This window comes from Aliivibrio wodanis, from assembly GCF_052920805.1.
This window is the reverse complement of record NZ_JBREXA010000002.1, coordinates 2644538-2664870: the sequence shown is the minus strand read 5'-3', so window position 1 is coordinate 2664870 and position 20333 is coordinate 2644538. Positions and strand designations below refer to the sequence as shown.

Sequence of the window (20333 nt, the reverse complement as noted above, 5' to 3'; positions counted from 1 at the left end):
CTAGCCTTATTCATCATCAAACGCAGGTCCTGCGTAATTATCAAAACGTGAGAACTGACCTTGGAATGTCAAACTGACTGAACCAATTGGGCCGTTACGTTGTTTACCTAAAATAATCTCAGCAATCCCTTTACGGTTACTCTCTGGGTTATAAACCTCATCACGGTAAATAAACATGATTAAATCGGCATCTTGCTCGATCGCTCCCGATTCACGAAGATCCGAGTTAATTGGGCGTTTATCAGCACGTTGCTCCAGGGAACGGTTCAACTGAGACAGAGCTACAACTGGAACATTCAATTCTTTCGCTAATGCTTTTAAAGAACGAGATATTTCTGAAATCTCTTGAGTACGATTATCTTGCATTCCAGGAACGCGCATTAGTTGAAGATAATCTATCATGATCATGCTCAAACCACCCGACTCACGGGCAACACGACGAGCACGCGAACGCAGCTCTGTTGGAGTCAGCCCTGAACTGTCATCAATAAACATATTTTTCTTTTGGGTCAAAATACCCATAGTAGACGAAATACGCGCCCAATCTTCATCATCCAATTGCCCAGTACGAATTTTGGTTTGATCTACACGAGACATAGATGCCAACATACGCATCATCAATTGTTCTGCGGGCATCTCTAGCGAGAAAATAAGCACTGGTTTATCTTGATCCATTGCGGCATTTTCACATAAGTTCATCGCAAAGGTGGTTTTACCCATCGATGGACGTGCTGCAACAATAATTAAATCTGACCCTTGCAAACCTGCAGTTTTCTTATTTAAATCAGTAAAACCAGTGGATACACCTGTGACACCATCTTGTGGTGTTTGGTATAGAAGCTCAATTCGTTCTAATGTCCGCTCAAGAATCGTGTCTACAGTTTGTGGGCCTTCATTCTCAGTAGTACGCTCTTCTGCGATGGCAAATACTTTACTCTCTGCCATATCAAGTAAATCTTCAGACGTTCGTCCTTGAGGATCATAACCTGCATCAGCAATTTCATTCGCAACACCAATCAAATTACGAACCATGGCACGTTCACGAACAATATCTGCATACGCATTAATGTTTGCCGCACTTGGGGTGTTTTTTACAAGATCGGCTAGATAGGCAAAGCCACCAACAGAGTCTAATTTTTCATGACGTTCAAGATGCTCAGATAAGGTAATTAAATCCAAAGGCATACTATTTTCTAGGATGGACTTAAGTGACTCAAAAATCAGTCTGTGCGGTCGGCTATAAAAATCACCCGCGACCACTTTTTCTGCAACAGAATCCCAACGCTCATTATCAAGTAGTAGGCCACCAAGTACTGATTGCTCTGCCTCTAATGAATGCGGTGGTACTTTTAATGCATCAACTTGTGCATCATGTTTGCGGTTTTGATTTCGATTATCAGCCATTACTACTTTTCACCATCCTAAATTTAGCTCTACATTATAACCAAAAGAAACATGGATGAAATAACAATCCTTCTATAGCAACCTAACCATTCTAAAAATAAAGATTTTGACTCAAATTTAACTCATGAATGTAATAAAATACTTATACTAGCTGCTATCTTTTTTTTTAAGGTTGATACGTGTTACAGAAAATATTACTTACAGGGCTGATCGCAATCAGTACATCTGCCTATGCAAGCGACATTGAAAACACGGATATGTCCCTCCCTTCACCATGGGAAAGCCAAGTAGAATTTGGCTACCAATCAAATAGTGGTAACAGTGATTCCCAGTCACTCAATAGTCGATTTGAAGGCAGCTATACATCTGGGCAACACCGTCATACGGGGGAGGTAAAATATTATTTATCAGAAAAAAATGGAGAAGCAGATAAAGACCAACTCAGTATTAACCTGCAAAGTGACTATAAAATAAGCCCTGATTATTATTTATATGCCAACTTTAAAGGCCTAAACACTCAATATAGTGCTTATTTTAATGATTATACCCTCTCTGGTGGTATGGGTTATCAAGCAAGTAATACTGACGATCTCCTGCTTGAGTTAGAGCTAGGCCCTGGTTATCGTTATCAGAATCCAAATTTAGATGAAATTGATGATGATGATTTGATCTTCCCTGAAACGGTCAAAGAAGTGATTTTGCGAGGAAATATCAATTTATCTTGGCAGGTATTAGATAATTTAACGCTTGCGGGAGAAGTAACAATCACAACAGGAACAAGTAATACTCGTGTGGATTCCGAAATAAGTGCCACGAATAATATTACTGATGAGATAGCCCTAAAAATAGCACAATCTCAACAGTATCTTGATCGTGTACCTCCAGGGCTTAGTCAAACAGATTCAGTCTTGAGTATTAATCTGCTCTTTTCTTTCTAATAAGAGAACTTGTAATCTGATATTAAAGCCGTATTAATGCAAAGCTTCATGCTTCTTTACTAATCCAAAGTCAGCCAGAATCGCATAAGCTGCAGGGATCATAAACAACACCAATAACGTTGAAGTAAAAATACCAAACACAATTGAGACCACTAGCGGCTGAATAACCTGAGCCTGAATACTGGTTTCTAACAACAGAGGTAATAACCCTGCTGCTGTTGTGATTGAAGTTAAAAATACCGCTCTAAATCTTTCTTGGCTCGCTTTCACTACCGATTCATAAACAGAATCCCCCTCATCCACATGGTGTCGAATGTATTGCACCAATAAGATTGAGTCATTCACCACAATCCCTGCCAATGAGACAAATCCCATAATACTTGGCATACTTAACGGGTGGCCAAGTAATAAGTGACCCCAAAGTACCCCGATCAGTGCTAACGGGATCGCGAGCATTACGACAAACGGTTCAAGATAGCTTCTAAACTGAAAACTTAAAATAACAAACACACCAAATAAGCCCAGCATAAAACCGGTGCCCATTGATTGTCCGGTTTCGGCGGTGTCTTTCGCTTCCCCTTCAAAATCAAAACGTAGTCCTGGGTATTTTTTCAATAACTCAGGAGCTAGTTCTATTTTAAATTGATTCAATATTTCAGTAGAACTAACTTGAGAGGCATGAACATCACCAAACACACTTAAGGTTCTTAACCCATTAATTCGCTGAATTCGAACATAATTACGTTGAAAATCCAAAGTGGCCACAGAAGCTAAAGGTATTTGGCCTCCAGTAGGCAGAATAATTGGAAAGTTCTCCAAAGTATGTAAATTACCTGCTTGCTCTTTATTTAAGCGCACTTGAATTTCAATATTTTCTACGCCAAGTTGGATCTCGTCAGCCGTTTGTCCAAAGTACGCCGCACGCAATTGATTTGCTATCAGTTGGCCTGTCACACCATAGGTTTCCGCTCCTGGACGAAGTTTTACTAACACTTCTTCTTTACCCATTCGCATATCATCAAGGACACCATAAACACCAGCAAACTCATTTAAATAAGCTTGGATATCAATCGAGGCTGATTTTAAAGTATGAAGATCATCATCCATCATTCGAATTTCAATCGCTCGCCCACCCGGCCCCATAGTAGGCTGCTTGTACACCATGGTTATTGGTTCAGCCAGATCGCCTACTTCTTCACGCCATGCATCGATGAAATCATCAATTAAGGTATTTCGTTTTTCTGCACCTAATAAGTCCAATCGTATCGTTGCTAAGTGTGGCCCTGATTCATTGGCATCTGCGTTGGTATTAAATTGTTGAGTAATATGCTCAATAAGAGGCTGACCCTCTTCGTATTTATCACTCCACTCCATATTTAATTTTTCAGCGGCTGTCACTATCTTATCCACCACTAACTCTGTTTGAGAAAGCGATGAGCCAGGGGGTAAAATAATTCGAGCCTCTGCAATATCACCGTCTAATTCAGGAAAGCCAACAAACTTCAGTGCACCACCAGAAATAAGAGAAAAAGAGATCAACAAGGTTGCGATCACTGCCCCTAAAAAGGCGTAACGCCATTCCACTACTTTTGTTACCGCTTTTACTAAAGTGACATTTCTAAAACGTTCAAAACGATCTAAGATTTTCTTTTTAAAACCTGAGATTGGCTGCTCTTTTTTTGCTTTATGTAAAGAGTGACTCAAATGATTTGGTAGAATTAAAAAAGCTTCAACCAAGCTCAATGACAGCACTAAAATAAGCACCTGAGGAACAACTTTCAGTACCGCCCCCATCTCTCCTTGTAAAAACATTAAACTACCAAAAATACAGACCGTAGTTAGAAATGAAGAGAGTACTCCAGGAAAGACCTTACTGACACCGTTATACACAGCATCATCAATGCTCTGTCCTCGATCTAAATGAGAGGCAATGGACTCAGCAATTACAATCGCATCATCCATCATGATCCCTATCGCCATAAGTAGAGCAACAAGAGACATGATATTGATAGAGAGCCCTAAACTCGCCATTAAAAACAAGCCACCAAGAAAGGCAACGGGAAGACCAGCAGCAACCCAAAAAGAGTAGCGGAAAGTGAAGAATAGCCACATGGTTAAAAATACAAGAATGATCCCTTGCCAACCATTTTTCACCATCATGGTTAGACGATCCCACAATAATGAAGACAGATCGTTGGTCATTTCTAGCATCACACCATCAGGTGCTATCGATTGCTGATATTCAACAAACTCAGTAACGCGATCTTTAATTCTTAAAGCATCATCAGCTTTATTTTTACTGATCTTAAGCATCGCTGATGGTTTACCATCAAATAACACTTTTTGCTCATCTAACTCAAAACGATCGGTAATAGTCGCAGTATCTCCAAGGCGGATCAGAGCTCCATTTTCAGACGATCCCATCACTGTTTTTGCTAGTTCTTCAGGGGTGGTTTTTCTCTCATCAAAGCGAATTAAAAAATTCTTCTCTGGGGTTTCAACACTTCCACTAGGTAATTTCACATTTTGCTGTGCTAATTTATTAGCAATGTCACTGACATTAAGGCCCAATTGACGAATCGCACTTTCATTAAGCTCTACTCGATATTGATGATCTGAAAACCCACTCACTTCAACTAAAGACACATCATAATCAAGCTTTAAACTTTGTTTCAATTTCTCAGCGTATGCTTTTAATTCTGGCCACGTGGTATCTGCTGTAATCGCAACATCAACTACAGGTTCATTCCAATCAAGTTCTTGCACCACTGGTGATTCAATTTCTTTGGGAAAATCATTAATAGAATTTATTTGAGTTTGAACATCCACCAACATTCGTCCGATATCAGCTTTTTCGTTAAGCTTTATGACTAAACGAGCAGAACCCTCAATGGCTTCACATTTGGTTTCTTCGATATTCCCTAAACCATCAACTGCATCTTCCATTCTAATACAGATACTTTCTTCTACTTCTTGAGGAGAGGCGCCTGGATAAACAACCCCAGCTAAAATATAAGGAGGACTAAATTCAGGAAAAGTTTCACGTTTGAGTTGTGATAACGACACCAAGCCAAGCAGTAATAAAGAGAGCATTAATAAATTGGCTGCTGTAGGATGACGAGCAAAAAATTTAATCATTTAGCAGGCTCCTGATCTTTTTTAGGGTCAAGTAAACGAAGCTGCATTCCATTTATAGCAGGAAGAAGATCATTTAAAATTAGCCGATCATCTTGCTCTATATCCCCAGAAATAATGACATTATTATCTCGACGATATTCAATATTAACAGGTAAGATCACCAACTTGTTTTGCTTATCTAGCAGATAGATTTTATCTCCATGCAGTGCACTCTCAGGAATAGTCCACTGTAATGACGCCTCCCCCTCAATAATGGCTTTAACAAACATACCATTGACTAAGGGCGGTAATGAATTGGGTTTTAAATCACGATAATTCTGTTCAATCTCTAAAATAACCCCAACAGTCGCTTGGTTTGGATCAACCGTCTCACTGATCCGTACAACTTTTGCTTGCCACTCAGCATTAAAACGACCACTACTTAATTGGATATTAGCAATAAGAGGCAGCGAATCAATGTTTGGTATTCCTTGCTCACCCAACTCAAATGATTTAACACTTTGCGCTAAGGTTTGCATATCATGAATAGAGATTTGCGCTTCCATCTCCATCGTCTTAATACCATGAGCAATAAACATTGTTTGCTGTAAATTAACCACTTGATCAACTTCAATATCCACATCAGAAATACGCACATCAGTAGGTAAAGTTATCGATGTTTTCTCTAAAGATCGCTGTGCTTCTTCCAATTTCGCTTGATTCACTTTTACCATGGCTTGTGCGACTTTTCGCTCATCAGGTAATAATAATATTTGGTTTTGAATATCTAAAACGACTTTTTGTTGCGCTAAATAAGACTGGTTCTGCTGATCTAAATCTGATTGCGACGTCAGCCCTTTCTTTTGTAGATTTATTTTTCGACTGACTTCTTTTTTACTGATCGCCAAACGATTTTTTTCTATTTTTAACGTATTTCGGATGTTTTTCTCTTCTAAATCCACTTTCGCTAATTGGGTTTTACTAGAACTAAGATCCGCCTCTGCTTGTGCAAGTTTTAATTCATAATCTAGCGGATCAATACGAAGCACCTCTGTACCTGCTACTAGTACGTTGCCTTTATTTAAATCAGGGTGACGATAAACGACTTTACCCGAGACTTCGGCAATGGCTTTCCATTCAAATTTTGGATTTATCTTACCAAAGCCTATAACTAGAGGAGCAACACCTTTCTGCTCTAATGAAATAACCTTGACGATTTTTGATCGATCCTCTAAGGGTTTAACCTCTGCTGATGGACGTAATTTAGTCACTAATACAAGGGTAAAAATCCCAAGTGCAACAACTGGAAAAAAAAGTAATTTTCTATTTATTTTCATATGGGATATCTCTGTCATTCTGTAATAAGCCTTCGCTTAATAAACGGATATTGTGCTCTAATAAATCAGATAAAAAGGCTTCATCTAATTGAACACCATGCATAGTTAACAATTTAGTCGGAGCCAAAAAAGGAAAAACCATTAAACTAATAAACGACAGTCGAGCTTTAATTGGATCAATACCATCTTTAAAAATATCGCTATGAAACACAGGATCAATCAGCATTGATTGCATCGGTTTTAACGTATTTAAAATAATATTCTGCAATAAATTCTGATGTTCAGCATCTGCTTCCATCGTCCTTAATATTAATTTAGGAAAAGTAGGTGTTTTCATCATAACCCGATAATACGTTCTCATTAATTCGATAAGGTCTTGCTCTGTATTGTTATCCATTAAGATGGCGAGTTGTTTTTGCACTGGAGCAAGAGTTTCTTTAAACATAGCTTCAAACAACCCTTCTTTATTACCAAAGTAGTAACGGATCATCGCAATATTTACCTTTGCATTATTTGCAATAAGTCGCGTCGATACTTTGTTATAAGGCATTGAAGTAAATAACTCACGGGCATGATAAATTAGCCTTTCTCTAACTTCTGATTCACCTTTTGGCCTACCTAGCGACTTAATCATTAATAACACCTTTTTTACATGTATAAATTAATACGTTTATTAATCATTCGATTAATTATAGGTAAGTTCAACTTTTGCGCTAATGTTTTAATTCATTCACATTTAATCATTTGATTAATTAATTCTATGCATTAAAAAATCTGCTGTTTTTTTCATCTAGATTCACCTCAGCAATCGTTTCCTTTCTCTTTTTGTAACATTTAGATAGAAAAACATTCATATTAGGTAAAAAACCTATTTAAAGGTTGACGATATGAGCTGAGTACGATATTAATTTGTTAATTATTTTTATGGAATGTATTTCAAATGAAAACAGTATCTTCTTTATTTCTAAACCTCCTCCTGATCGTGAACATCTCACGCGGGTAGGTTGTGGAACAAAAGAAGCCATAAACCAAATTTTAAAACCCGCTGAACATGGCGGGTTTTCTTTATGGATAACCGTCATTAAAGCGCATGACATACACAAGGAAGCAAGCCCATGAGCGATCAAGTCATAATCTTCGACACCACCTTACGTGATGGCGAACAAGCACTATCAGCAAGTTTAACCGTAAAAGAAAAATTGCAGATTGCTTATGCGCTTGAGCGTCTAGGTGTTGATGTTATTGAAGCTGGTTTTCCAGTCTCTTCTCCAGGTGATTTTGAATCAGTTCAAACCATTGCCAAACATATTAAAAACAGCCGTATTTGTGGACTTGCCCGCGCCGTAGCTAAAGACATTGATGCAGCTGCTGAAGCGTTAAAAGTCGCAGAAGCGTTCCGAATTCATACCTTTATTTCTACTTCTACCGTTCATGTTCAGGACAAATTACGTCGTAGCTACGATGATGTGGTTGAAATGGGCGTGAAAGCAGTTAAACACGCACGTAAATACACAGATGATGTCGAGTTCTCTTGTGAAGATGCAGGTCGTACACCGATTGATAATTTATGTCGCATGGTAGAAGCCGCGATTAACGCTGGCGCAAATACGATTAATATTCCAGACACGGTTGGCTACACCATTCCAGATGAATTTGGCAGTATTGTTCAGCAATTATTTAACCGTGTTCCAAACATCGATAAAGCAATCATCTCTGTACACTGCCATGATGACTTAGGAATGTCTGTTGCTAACTCTATTGCTGCGGTTCAAGCGGGAGCGCGTCAAGTTGAAGGAACAATTAATGGTATTGGTGAGCGTGCAGGTAACTGTTCTTTAGAAGAAATTGCGATGATTTTACAGACTCGTTCTGAATACTTAGGTGTTCATACGGGCCTTAAAAACGACGAGATTCATCGTACCAGTAAATTGGTAAGTCAGCTTTGTAATATGCCAATTCAGAGTAATAAGGCTATCGTAGGCGCAAACGCCTTTAGCCACTCCTCAGGCATTCACCAAGACGGTATGCTTAAGAATAAAAACACTTATGAGATCATGACACCTGAATCAATTGGTCTTAAAAACAAAGCATTAAATCTAACCAGTCGTTCTGGCCGAGCTGCGGTTAAGAGCCACATGGATGCGATGGGTTATAAAGATGAAGAATACAATCTAGACACGCTATATGCAGATTTTGTGAAGCTGGCGGATCGTAAAGGCCAAGTATTTGATTACGATTTAGAAGCCCTAATGCATTTTGCGAACTTACGTGATGAAGACGATTTCTATAAGTTGAACTACCTAAGCGTGCAATCTGGCAGTGTAATGGCGACAACCAGTATCAAGCTACTTTGTGGTGATGAAGAAAAATGTGAAGCCGCTGTCGGTAATGGCCCTGTTGATGCTCTTTATCAATGTATCTATAAACTAACAGGCTATGAAATTGTCCTAGATAAGTTTGACTTAACCGCTAAAGGCGAAGGTGAAGATGGTTTAGGCCAAGCAGATATCATCGCAAACTATAAAGGTCGTAAGTATCACGGTACTGGTTTAGCTACCGATATTATCGAAGCCTCTGGTCAAGCGCTACTTCACGTAATCAATAGCATTCACCGTGCTGATCAAATTGCTGAAATTAAGCAAAAGAAAATTGCGGCAGTTTAAAAGCAACTAAAAGAATTGAAAATCAGAGAGGAGAAAAAACTTCTCTGATTAACCAAATTAAATAAAAAGATTAAAGGATTAACATGACGAATAAAACATACAAAATTGCAATTTTACCAGGCGATGGAATTGGCCCTGAAGTGATGGAACAAGCACATAAAGTTCTAGATGCAATTGAGAAAAAACACGCAATTTCATTCTCTCGTGAACAACACGATGTAGGTGGTATCGCGATTGATAACCATGGTTGTCCGCTACCAGAGAGCACAGTCAAAGGCTGTGAAGAATCAGATGCCGTATTATTTGGTTCCGTTGGCGGTCCTAAATGGGAAAACTTACCACCTAACGATCAACCAGAGCGTGGTGCCCTACTTCCTCTACGTAAACATTTCCAACTGTTCTGTAATCTTCGTCCTGCGCAAATCCATAAAGGACTAGAAAATTTCTCTCCACTACGCGCTGATATTTCTGGTAACGGTTTTGATATTGTTGTTGTACGTGAGTTGACTGGTGGTATCTACTTTGGTCAACCTAAAGGTCGTGAAGGCGAAGGCCCTCAAGAGAAAGCGTACGATACTGAAATTTATCACCGCTACGAAATCGAACGCATTGCAAAAATTGCCTTTGAATCGGCTCGTCTACGTAATAAAAACGTTTATTCAATTGATAAAGCCAACGTTCTACAAAGCTCTATCCTATGGCGTGAAGTGGTAGAAGAAGTCGCTCAAGATTACCCAGATGTAAAACTAAGCCACATGTACATTGATAACGCGACCATGCAGTTAATCAAAGATCCTTCTCAGTTTGACGTCATGCTATGTTCAAACATCTTTGGTGACATCATCTCTGATGAGTGCGCGATGATCACAGGCTCAATGGGTATGCTTCCTTCTGCAAGCCTGAATGAGAGCAACTTTGGTCTGTATGAACCAGCAGGTGGTTCGGCACCAGATATCGCAGGTAAAAACATCGCAAACCCAGTTGCTCAGATCTTATCTGCGGCACTGATGTTACGTTACAGCCTAGGTGAAGAAGAAGCAGCACAAAGTATTGAAGCTGCCGTATCTAAAGCGCTGTCAGCAGGTGAATTAACTGCAGATCTTGCCGGTGATAAACCTGCACTAACTACCTCAGCAATGGGCGATAAAATCGCTGAATATATTTTGAATTCGTAATTCAAGGAAGAAGCAATGTCTAACGCAAAAACATTATACGAAAAAATTTACGACGCCCATGTTGCTGTAGCTGCAGAAGGCGAAAACCCAATTTTATACATCGATCGTCATTTGGTGCACGAAGTAACATCACCACAAGCATTTGATGGTCTACGTGAAAAAGGTCGTAAAGTTCGCCAAGTAGGTAAAACTTTCGCAACCATGGATCACAACGTATCGACACAAACCAAAGACATTAATGCCTCTGGTGAAATGGCTCGTATCCAAATGGAAACACTGTCTAAAAACTGTGAAGAATTTGGCGTTACCCTTTATGATTTAAACCATAAATACCAAGGTATTGTGCATGTAATGGGACCTGAACTGGGCATTACTCTGCCTGGCATGACGATTGTTTGTGGTGACTCACACACAGCAACTCATGGCGCATTTGGTTCGTTAGCATTTGGTATTGGTACCTCTGAAGTTGAGCACGTATTAGCGACACAAACGCTAAAACAAGCGCGTGCTAAAACCATGAAAATCGAAGTTAAAGGTAAAGTAGCCGAAGGCATTACGGCAAAAGATATCGTTCTTGCGATCATAGGTAAAACGACAGCTGCTGGCGGTACTGGCTATGTGGTTGAATTCTGTGGTGAAGCGATTACCGACCTTACAATGGAAGGTCGTATGACGGTATGTAACATGGCAATTGAACTAGGTGCAAAGGCCGGTTTAATTGCTCCAGACCAAACCACGTTTGATTACATTACTGATCGTAAATTCTCACCTCAAGGGGAAGATTTAACCGCAGCTATTGAATACTGGTCGTCACTAAAAACAGATGAAGATGCAGAGTTTGATGCGGTAGTAACACTTGAAGCCTCTGAAATTAAACCTCAAGTAACTTGGGGCACAAATCCAGGTCAAGTAATCGCCGTTGATCAACCAATACCTGCACCTGAGAGTTTTTCTGACCCAGTAGAAAAAGCATCAGCTGAAAAAGCATTAGCTTACATGGGTCTTGAAGCAGGAAAATCACTGTCTGATTACAATGTAGATAAAGTGTTTGTTGGCTCTTGTACTAACTCACGTATCGAAGACATGCGCGCAGCAGCAGCCGTTGCCAAAGGCAATAAAGTTGCAGCTCATGTTCAAGCGTTAATTGTTCCGGGTTCAGAGCAAGTAAAAGCACAAGCTGAAAAAGAAGGTCTAGATGTGATCTTTAAAGAAGCTGGCTTTGAATGGCGCCTACCAGGTTGTTCAATGTGTCTTGCTATGAACAACGACCGCTTAGGTCCACAAGAGCGTTGTGCATCAACATCTAACCGTAATTTTGAAGGTCGCCAAGGCCGCGATGGTCGAACTCACCTAGTTAGCCCAGCAATGGCAGCAGCAGCGGCAATTGCAGGTCACTTTGTTGATATTCGAACTGTTACAGTACAAGCATAAAGGAATTTACTATGTCAGGTTTTAAGCAACATACAGGTCTAGTCGTTCCTTTAGATACGGCAAACATTGATACCGATGCAATCATTCCAAAGCAGTTTCTACAAAAAGTAAACCGCACTGGTTTTGGTAAGCACCTATTTCATGATTGGCGTTTTCTTGATGATGCTGGTGAGCAAGCAAACCCTGAGTTTGTGATGAATGCACCACGCTACCAAGGCGCTAGCATTCTCCTTGCTCGTGAGAATTTTGGCTGTGGTTCATCTCGTGAACACGCTCCTTGGGCATTAGCTGATTATGGTATCCAAGTCATGATCGCACCAAGTTTTGCGGATATTTTTTATGGCAACTCAATCAATAACCAGATGATCCCTGTTCGTTTAACTGACACGGAAGTGGATGAAATTTTCCAATTCGTTGAAGCAAACGAAGGTGCTGAAATTAACGTTGATTTAGAAGCTATGTTAGTAACTGCTAACAATAAACAATACAGCTTTGAGATTGATGAATTCCGTCGCCACTGTTTATTGAATGGTTTAGATAATATTGGTTTGACGTTGCAACATGCCGATAAAATTTCAGAGTATGAAGCGAAGATCCCGAGTTTCTTAAAATAGGATTCAGGATTCAGGATTCAGGATTCAGGATTCAGGATTCAGGATTCAGGATTCAGGAAATGATGAGAGGTTGATATGAACGTATCAACCTCTTTTTTGTCTATAAAACACAGGCAATCTATACTAAATAATTATTAGTAAACAAAAGTCAGGTACCTTTTATGAAAACCCTTATTTCCTCGTTACTTTTGCTTTTCTCATTCAATGCGTTCTCTGCACCAAAATCTGAATTATGGGATTATTGGGATGTAAGCAATGAAAAAAACGCCACCACCATTTCACACCAATACTGGCAACAAACACTCGATAAATATCTAGTCACTAAAGGGGAATTCACACTTTTTGATTACGAAAATATCGCAGATGCAGATGAACAGATCTTAAACAGTTATTTACGTCAAATGCGACGCATCGATCCAAGAGAGTATAAAAAAGCAGAACAATACGCTTATTGGGTAAATCTTTATAACGCCATTACTGTAAAAATCATTTTAGATAACTATCCAATTAAGTCGATTACAAAATTGGGTGGATTATTTAGCTTTGGACCTTGGGGGGAAGAAGTCGTTACTGTGGCGGGAAAAACATTAACGTTGAACGATATTGAACATAGGATCCTTCGTCCAATATGGAACGATCCTAGAACTCACTACGCCGTTAACTGCGCGAGTTTAGGCTGCCCTAATTTACAACTAAAAGCATTTACTTCAAGAAACAGTGAGCAGTTACTTGAAAAAGCAGCAAAGGAATTCATCAATAGTAAAAAAGGGACTGATATAAATAAAGATACTCTTATTTTATCTTCCATCTACGAATGGTTTATTACTGATTTCGGTACACAAGCAAAACTTTTTGAACACTTAAAAAAATATCGCCCTGAATTAGAAACATTCAAAGGCGACATTCGATATGATTATGACTGGAAGCTAAATAAAAAATAAATACAAAATAAATATTGAGAAGCTCAATTTATTTCCAAATTTAAATTATTTAATTCCTTTTGCTTTTTTAATTAAATCATAAGCACCTTGGATTTCTTGAGCTTTCTCTTTTGCCATATCCATCATCTCAGGCGGTAAACCTTTTGCTACCAACTTATCAGGGTGATGTTCATTCATCAACTTGCGGTGAGCGCGCTTAATGGTTTTAGCATCAGCATCTTCACTTACGCCTAATAAATTATAAGCATCTTTTAGCTGATCAGCCGAGTTAGGCTGTTGCCATTGCCCTTGATGAGAACCCTTTCCTTGGCCTGAGAAGCCACCACTTTGCTGGAAGCGAAACGCTGCTTCTTGCATCTTCAAACGTTTCTCTAATTGCTCAGCAGTAAAACCTAACTCTTCAGCGACAATATGTAATACATCACGTTCACTAGGGTGAATATCCCCATCAGCAATCGCGGCAGCAATTTGTAACTCTAAAAAGAACTGCAATAAATCATAACGTCCACCGGTAATTGAGCGGATATTTCGTAGCGTATCTCGCAATGGAAAGTCACTTTCTTTTCCTTCTCGAAATGCCTCTTGAGCTTCACGTTTTTGTTCATCCGTTAAGTTCATCCGATCCATCATCATTGATGCTAATTGGATCTCTTGACGTGTAACTTGCCCTTTTGCTTTCGCAACATGCCCCATAACCGCATAAGCTGCATGGAAGAATTCAGACTGTCTCTTTGTTTGTGAAGCCCCTCCTGTTTGAAAGGTAAAGCCACTATTTGCTATACGTTTTGCTTTATCAAATTGGTGGCCAATAAAGAGCCCTAATGCCGCACCAAAAAAACCGCCAAATAGGAAGCCAAAAAAGCCACCTAATATTTTTCCAAATATTTGCATTTTATATTCCAATTAATGAATTATTTTATTTTTACTCTGTCACACAATGAGCAAATACAGCCTATTACTTTACAACCATTAATCGATGATAGCGATATCTTATGGTGGTTTGGGCATAACTTTTGCTTTATTATAAAAGAAGTGACTCTATCTAGTATCTTTGAGTATATCAGTGGATTAATATAACAAACAGGAACGTCTAACTCGATGCCTTTTACTTCTCGCAGCCTACTTGCTTCATTTGCTGGATGCCTTATTTACGGCTCTCCTGCTATTGCAAATGACGATGGTCAATCAGCACCCTCCGATTCTACTATTAGCTTCCCTCTTAAGATGAGCCAGGTTAATACTTGTGAAGTACCTGAACCTTTATCAAAAGAAGAAGAAAAAAAACAAAGTGTTCTCATTCAAGCCAACCGTGTTGAAGCCAGTAATAACTCTAAAGCTGTGTATAAAGGCAATGTACATATCATTAAAGGTCGTCAAGAAATAAAAGCCGACAGCATTACTCTGCATCAAAATGAAAATATTATTATTGCAGAGGGTGATGTAGATTACTCCAGCATGGAAATGCGATCAAAGTCAGATAAGATCACCACAGACTTAGATAGCGAAGACATCACTATGATTAACACCTCATATTCTATGTCATGCCAGCCTATTCGCGGAGAAGCAAGTCGGATTTTAAAGACTGGCCAAGAGATCTATCAATTAGAAGATGCTTCTTTTACTACCTGTCCAAAAGAAGATAACAGTTGGCGCTTTAAAGCCAGTAATATCGAATTAGCACAATCTGATGAGTGGGCTACCTTCTATAATGCACGTTTCGAAGTTCTCGATGTTCCCATTTTTTATCTTCCTTATCTTACCGTACCCGTCAACGCCACTCGTAAGACAGGTGTTTTAATCCCAAGCGTTAGCTTAGACAGTAAAAATGGTTTTGAGTTATCAGTGCCAATTTACTGGAATATCGCACCCAATTATGATGCGACAACAACGCTTAATTATATGGAAAAACGTGGGACTCAACTCGACGTCGAATTCCGTTATTTACTCGATGTTGGTCAAGGTGAAGTTGAAGCTGAATACCTGAATGAAGATGCCAAATTTAAAGAAAAAGGCAAACGTTGGGGCGTTAGTTGGGAACATGCTGGTATTTATCAGAAACATTGGAAATTTGATATTGAATACGCTCAAGTCAGTGATATTACCTACTTCCAAGATTTAAATTCTAATATTGGTACTCGTGATGAAGGGCAACTAAAACAATCTGGTGAAGTTTCTTATCGAACTCAAGATTGGGATATGACCATGCGTGTGCGTGACTTCCAAGTATTAGTCGAAGACAGCAATCCATATCGTTTATTACCGCAAATTGAGTTCAACTATTACTCACCTCAATTTTATAAAGAATTAGACTTCACTCTACATAGTCATATTAGTAAATTTGCTACTGATGACCCAACTAAGCCATCAGCAAACCGTGTACATTTAGAGCCTAAATTAAGCTTACCATTAAGCTCAACATGGTGGTCATTAACACCAGAAGCCAGCTTACTTTACACTTATTATTCTCAAGATTTTGACGCAAAAAAAGACGCTTCACTATCTGATTTAGAAGAAGAAACATCTCGAACTATTCCTGAAGTTCGTATTAATGGTGCCATTTATTTAGACAGTACCCATAAATTATTAGGTGAGTACTTACAAACATTAGAGCCAAAAATCCAATACCTTTATGTACCAGAAATAGATCAAAGTGAGATCTATGGTGGTAAAGGGGATGGTGGTTATGACAGTAGTAAACTGCAATTGGATTACTATGGCTTATTTAGAGACCGTCAATACAGTGGTGTCGACTATATTGCTCAAGCGAACCAATTTAGTGTGGGTGCAACTTCTCGTTTCTATGATGATGCCTATAAAGAGCGCATGAACATCTCTTTTGGTCAAATTCTTTACTTAGCAGGAACAGGAACAACCAATAACAGCGATGACAATAAAAACTCATCAGCTTGGGCAATAGAAAGTGACTTTAACTACGATGACTACCTCTTCTATCATGGTGGCCTACAATTTGATTCTAATGTTGACGAATTGCAAATCGCCAACAGCACCCTAGAATACCGTTTCCCTCGTGGTTATATTCAAGCAAATTATCGCTACGTTAGTAAAAACTACATTGAGAGTAATGTCAGTTTCCAAGATGAATTAAACATTATTACTCAACATGGTATCTACCAAGCGGGTTTATTAAGCCAATATAATTTAGGGGATAACTGGGCTCTGCAAGGGCAATATTTCCATGATACAAAAGAAGATCAAATGATTGAAGCTTTAGTCGGTGTAACCTATTTAAGTGATTGTTGGTCATTTGGATTAACGTACAGCGATCAATTAATTGCACCAAACAGTGATAGCGCACTTCCAATTGGATCTTATGAGCCGAAATATGAAGACAACCTCATGCTCTCTATCGCAATTCGTGGCTTAGGGACAAATACAGGTATTTCCTCTGGCTCAACAACCAATGCCTTAGATTATGGCCGCCCATTTTATTTGAATAATTAATTTATATGGATATACATGAAGCACCACACTCAGGTGCTTCATTTTCCTTACTCTTGGATGACACTATGAAAAACTGGAAATTTCCATTAGTTAGCACTCTATTATTAATGCTAACAATGAACGTACAAGCAGCTCCTATCGAGTTAGATCGTGTAATTGCTATTGTCGATGAAGGCGTTGTCTTACAAAGTGATATCGACACTTCAGTAAAAACAGTAAAAATTAATGCAAAAGAAAAAGGACAACCTCTACCTGATGAGGGCGTGTTGCGTGAACAAGTGCTTGAAAAACTAATTGTTGATACCATTCAAAGCCAACAAGCAGAAAAAATGGGGATAAGAATTGATGACACTCGCCTTGAAGATGCATTAAAAAATATCGCAAAAGAAAATAATATAACGCTAGCTCAGTTACAACAGAAAACAGCTGAACAAGGATTATCCTATGCTAGTTTTCGTGAACAGATCCGTAAAGAAATAGCAGCAAGTGAAGCTCGAAATGCTCAAGTTCGTCGTCGTATTAACATTCTTCCTCAAGAAGTTGAAAGTCTAGCTTTATTACTTTCAGAAGAGACTCAAGCAACCGTTCAATACAAAATTAGTCACATTCAATTACGTACCGAAGATGGTGCAACTCAAGCCGATAAAGAAGCGTTAGAACAACAGGCTAAAGAATTAACTGAACGCCTACAGCAAGGTGCTGACTTTGCAACAATGGCTTATACTTATTCTAAAGGACCAAAAGCATTGCAAGGTGGTGACTGGGGTTGGATGCGTAAAGAAGAAATGCCAACCATCTTTGCAGACCAAATAACCGGACAGGGGAAGAGCAGCATCATAGGTCCATTTCGCTCTGGTGTTGGTTTCCATATTCTTAAAATTGATGACGTAAAAGGCCTTGAAACAATTGCAGTAACAGAAGTTAATGCTCGACATATTCTAATAAAAACATCTGTAATAATGAGTGATGAAGGTGCTCAACGCCAACTAAACAATATTGTCGCAGATATTAATGCAGAAAAAGAAACCTTTGCTGATATGGCTCAACGCTATAGTCAAGATCCAGGCTCTGCCGCAGCTAATGGTGAACTAGGTTTTCAAACTCCAGATTTATATGTTCCTGAATTTAAGCATCAAGTAGAAACTCTACCAACAGGACAAATTAGCAAGCCATTTAAAACCGTCCATGGTTGGCACGTCGTTGAAGTATTAGAGCGTCGTCAAGTAGACCGCACAGATGCTGCAATGAAGAATAAAGCATACCGTATCCTTTTAAATCGTAAATTCAATGAAGAAGCTGGTGCATGGCTACAAGAAATTAGAGCAAGTGCTTATGTTGAAATTCTACAAGATGACGACGGTGAAGAAGACAATGAATAAGATTAAACGCATAGCAATAACACCAGGCGAACCAGCAGGTATTGGACAAGATCTTGTTCTTTCAATTGCACAGCAAGATTGGCCACATCAACTGGTAATCTGTGGTAACCGTTCAGCATTAGAACAAAGAGCAGAATTACTTGGTCTTAATATCTCAATTGAAAACTACGACATTAATGCCCCAGCGAAAATACATAAAGCTGGTACCTTAATTGTTGATAATATAGAGCTAGGTACAGAAGTCGTTGCTGGCGAACTGAATGAAGCAAATGGTCATTATGTTCTTGATACTTTGCGCCGTGCCGCACAAGGCAATATGGATGGCGAATTTGATGCTGTTGTTACTGGACCGGTACATAAAGGTGTCATTAACCGTGCAGGTGTAGCTTTTAGTGGCCATACTGAGTTTTTTGCAGAGCAATCAAATACACAACAAGTTGTTATGATGCTAGCGACAGAAGGCTTACGTGTTGCGTTAGTAACTACTCACATACCACTGGCGTATGTGGCAAAAGCGATTACCGCTGATCGTCTAAAACAAGTAACTCGTATCTTACATCAAGATTTGATTACCAAGTTTGGGATCCCAAATCCATCCATTTTTGTCTGTGGATTAAATCCACACGCTGGTGAAGATGGCTGTCTTGGTCGCGAAGAAATTGATATCATAGCGCCAGCATTAAATGAATTACGTGAAGAAGAAGGAATGAACCTCGTTGGGCCATTACCTGCAGACACGTTATTTCAGGATAAATATTTACAAGAAGCGGACGCGGTACTTGCGATGTATCACGATCAAGGCCTTCCTGTGCTAAAATTCAAAGGCTTTGGAAAATCAGTAAACATCACGTTAGGTTTACCGTTTATCCGAACCTCCGTAGACCATGGTACTGCATTGGAATTAGCAGGTACTGGAAAAGCAGATGCAGGAAGCTTTATTACCGCACTAACCCATGCAATTGAACTGGTAGAAAATAAATGAGTACAAGAAATGATGTCCATCTAGGCCATAAAGCGAAAAAACGCTTTGGTCAAAACTTCTTAAATGACCCTTATGTGATCGATGGAATCGTATCTGCAATTAACCCTCTATCAGGTCAAAACCTAGTAGAAATTGGTCCAGGTCTTGGCGCTATCACAGAACCTGTTGGTCGTGAAGTTGATAAGTTTACGGTTATCGAGCTTGACCGTGACTTAGCCGCTCGTTTGCGCACTCACCCTGAACTGGGTAGCAAATTAACGATTCATGAAGGCGATGCAATGCGCTTCGACTTCACGCAACTTATCCAAGAAGGTAATAAATTACGTATTTTTGGTAACTTGCCATACAACATCTCAACACCGTTGATGTTCCACCTTTTTGAGTTTCATAAAGACATTCAAGACATGCACTTTATGCTACAAAAAGAAGTGGTAAACCGTTTAGCTGCAGGTCCTGGTACTAAAGCTTATGGTCGCTTAACAGTAATGGCTCAATATTTTTGTAAAGTAATGCCAGTACTTGAAGTGCCACCAACAGCATTTGTTCCGCCACCGAAGGTAGATTCTGCCGTTGTTCGTCTAGTTCCTTATGAGGTACTTCCGCACCCAGCAAAAAACTTAAAGTGGCTTGATCGAGTGTGTCGCGAAGGTTTTAACCAACGTCGTAAAACAGTGCGTAACTGTTTCAAAGCGCTATTAACTAAAGAGCAATTAGAAGCATTAGATATTAATCCTTCTCTTCGCCCTGAGAACTTAACGCTAGAGCAATTCGTTAGAATGGCAAACTGGTTAAATGACAACTTCCAAGCTGAATCAAAAGAATCAGCTTAAGTTAATGCGCATAATTAACAGTAATTAAATTAAAAGGTGACTTCATTGTCACCTTTTTTC

15 protein-coding genes are annotated in these 20333 nt (G+C 39.2%); 10 read left to right on the top strand and 5 right to left on the bottom strand.

The window, feature by feature from the left end; all coding sequences use genetic code 11:
* Positions 1-6 precede the first annotated feature (6 nt).
* A complete protein-coding gene (locus ACU5DF_RS20370; protein ID WP_045102999.1) occupies positions 7-1404 on the bottom strand; it encodes a replicative DNA helicase in 1398 nt (465 codons plus the stop codon).
* A gap of 179 nt (positions 1405-1583) precedes the next feature.
* Here ACU5DF_RS20370 and ACU5DF_RS20365 point away from each other — a divergent pair, with 179 nt between their 5' ends.
* Positions 1584-2342: a DUF481 domain-containing protein gene (locus ACU5DF_RS20365; RefSeq protein ID WP_446713984.1), complete on the top strand. Its 759-nt coding sequence runs from the start codon at positions 1584-1586 to the stop codon at positions 2340-2342.
* Between the two features lie 33 nt (positions 2343-2375).
* On the opposite strand, the gene ACU5DF_RS20360 is transcribed toward ACU5DF_RS20365, so the two are convergent.
* From ACU5DF_RS20360 to ACU5DF_RS20350, 3 genes are read right to left on the bottom strand one after another with little or no spacing between them, the layout of a single operon-like run.
* Positions 2376-5480: an efflux RND transporter permease subunit gene (locus ACU5DF_RS20360; protein WP_446713983.1), complete on the bottom strand. Its 3105-nt coding sequence runs from the start codon at positions 5478-5480 to the stop codon at positions 2376-2378.
* Positions 5477-6796 carry an efflux RND transporter periplasmic adaptor subunit gene (locus ACU5DF_RS20355; protein WP_045103002.1) on the bottom strand — a complete coding sequence of 440 codons (1320 nt, stop codon included), beginning with the start codon at positions 6794-6796 and terminating at the stop codon, positions 5477-5479. The genes ACU5DF_RS20360 and ACU5DF_RS20355 overlap by 4 nt, the downstream gene beginning before the upstream one ends.
* Entirely contained in the window at positions 6783-7430 is a 648-nt protein-coding gene (locus ACU5DF_RS20350; protein ID WP_446713982.1) for a TetR/AcrR family transcriptional regulator, read from the bottom strand. Before ACU5DF_RS20350 ends, ACU5DF_RS20355 begins: the two co-directional genes overlap by 14 nt.
* Before the next feature lie 481 nt (positions 7431-7911).
* Here ACU5DF_RS20350 and leuA point away from each other — a divergent pair, with 481 nt between their 5' ends.
* From leuA to ACU5DF_RS20325, 5 genes are all read left to right on the top strand, one after another.
* Entirely contained in the window at positions 7912-9459 is a 1548-nt protein-coding gene (leuA, locus tag ACU5DF_RS20345; protein ID WP_446713981.1) for a 2-isopropylmalate synthase, read from the top strand.
* 83 nt (positions 9460-9542) lie between these two features.
* Complete coding sequence (gene leuB / locus ACU5DF_RS20340; protein WP_045103005.1) at positions 9543-10634, top strand: 3-isopropylmalate dehydrogenase; 1092 nt, start codon at positions 9543-9545, stop codon at positions 10632-10634.
* 15 nt (positions 10635-10649) lie between these two features.
* On the top strand, positions 10650-12065 hold the full coding sequence (gene leuC, locus ACU5DF_RS20335; protein WP_446713980.1) for a 3-isopropylmalate dehydratase large subunit: 1416 nt from the start codon (positions 10650-10652) through the stop codon (positions 12063-12065).
* 11 nt (positions 12066-12076) lie between these two features.
* Complete coding sequence (gene leuD / locus ACU5DF_RS20330; RefSeq protein ID WP_045103007.1) at positions 12077-12679, top strand: 3-isopropylmalate dehydratase small subunit; 603 nt, start codon at positions 12077-12079, stop codon at positions 12677-12679.
* Positions 12680-12840: 161 nt separating this feature from the next.
* Positions 12841-13620: a DUF547 domain-containing protein gene (locus ACU5DF_RS20325; RefSeq protein ID WP_446713979.1), complete on the top strand. Its 780-nt coding sequence runs from the start codon at positions 12841-12843 to the stop codon at positions 13618-13620.
* Between the two features lie 45 nt (positions 13621-13665).
* Here the strand turns inward: ACU5DF_RS20325 and djlA are convergent, their stop codons facing one another.
* Positions 13666-14511, bottom strand: coding sequence for a co-chaperone DjlA (djlA, locus tag ACU5DF_RS20320; RefSeq protein WP_045103009.1), 846 nt, complete (start codon positions 14509-14511; stop codon positions 13666-13668).
* A gap of 207 nt (positions 14512-14718) precedes the next feature.
* Here djlA and lptD point away from each other — a divergent pair, with 207 nt between their 5' ends.
* The 4 genes from lptD (at position 14719) to rsmA (ending at position 20273) form a co-directional block, all read left to right on the top strand.
* The gene (gene lptD / locus ACU5DF_RS20315) at positions 14719-17082 is read left to right on the top strand and encodes an LPS assembly protein LptD (protein ID WP_446713978.1); all 2364 of its coding nucleotides are present in this window, start codon (positions 14719-14721) and stop codon (positions 17080-17082) included.
* A 65-nt stretch (positions 17083-17147) separates the two neighbouring features.
* Positions 17148-18461, top strand: coding sequence for a peptidylprolyl isomerase SurA (surA, locus tag ACU5DF_RS20310; protein WP_045103011.1), 1314 nt, complete (start codon positions 17148-17150; stop codon positions 18459-18461).
* Complete coding sequence (gene pdxA / locus ACU5DF_RS20305) at positions 18454-19443, top strand: 4-hydroxythreonine-4-phosphate dehydrogenase PdxA (RefSeq protein WP_045103012.1); 990 nt, start codon at positions 18454-18456, stop codon at positions 19441-19443. The genes surA and pdxA overlap by 8 nt, the downstream gene beginning before the upstream one ends.
* A complete protein-coding gene (rsmA, locus tag ACU5DF_RS20300; RefSeq protein WP_045103013.1) occupies positions 19440-20273 on the top strand; it encodes a 16S rRNA (adenine(1518)-N(6)/adenine(1519)-N(6))-dimethyltransferase RsmA in 834 nt (277 codons plus the stop codon). The genes pdxA and rsmA overlap by 4 nt, the downstream gene beginning before the upstream one ends.
* Positions 20274-20333: the final 60 nt, after the last annotated feature.

Excerpts from the sequence above, each read along its gene's own strand:
- ACU5DF_RS20370 (WP_045102999.1), bottom strand. The coding sequence starts at position 1,404 with ATGGCTGATAATCGAAATCAAAACCGCAAACATGATGCACAAGTTGAT.
- ACU5DF_RS20360 (WP_446713983.1), bottom strand. The coding sequence starts at position 5,480 with ATGATTAAATTTTTTGCTCGTCATCCTACAGCAGCCAATTTATTAATG.
- ACU5DF_RS20355 (WP_045103002.1), bottom strand. The coding sequence starts at position 6,796 with ATGAAAATAAATAGAAAATTACTTTTTTTTCCAGTTGTTGCACTTGGG.
- ACU5DF_RS20350 (WP_446713982.1), bottom strand. The coding sequence starts at position 7,430 with ATGATTAAGTCGCTAGGTAGGCCAAAAGGTGAATCAGAAGTTAGAGAA.
- leuA (WP_446713981.1), top strand. The coding sequence starts at position 7,912 with ATGAGCGATCAAGTCATAATCTTCGACACCACCTTACGTGATGGCGAA.
- leuB (WP_045103005.1), top strand. The coding sequence starts at position 9,543 with ATGACGAATAAAACATACAAAATTGCAATTTTACCAGGCGATGGAATT.
- leuC (WP_446713980.1), top strand. The coding sequence starts at position 10,650 with ATGTCTAACGCAAAAACATTATACGAAAAAATTTACGACGCCCATGTT.
- leuD (WP_045103007.1), top strand. The coding sequence starts at position 12,077 with ATGTCAGGTTTTAAGCAACATACAGGTCTAGTCGTTCCTTTAGATACG.
- ACU5DF_RS20325 (WP_446713979.1), top strand. The coding sequence starts at position 12,841 with ATGAAAACCCTTATTTCCTCGTTACTTTTGCTTTTCTCATTCAATGCG.
- djlA (WP_045103009.1), bottom strand. The coding sequence starts at position 14,511 with ATGCAAATATTTGGAAAAATATTAGGTGGCTTTTTTGGCTTCCTATTT.
- lptD (WP_446713978.1), top strand. The coding sequence starts at position 14,719 with ATGCCTTTTACTTCTCGCAGCCTACTTGCTTCATTTGCTGGATGCCTT.
- surA (WP_045103011.1), top strand. The coding sequence starts at position 17,148 with ATGAAAAACTGGAAATTTCCATTAGTTAGCACTCTATTATTAATGCTA.
- pdxA (WP_045103012.1), top strand. The coding sequence starts at position 18,454 with ATGAATAAGATTAAACGCATAGCAATAACACCAGGCGAACCAGCAGGT.
- rsmA (WP_045103013.1), top strand. The coding sequence starts at position 19,440 with ATGAGTACAAGAAATGATGTCCATCTAGGCCATAAAGCGAAAAAACGC.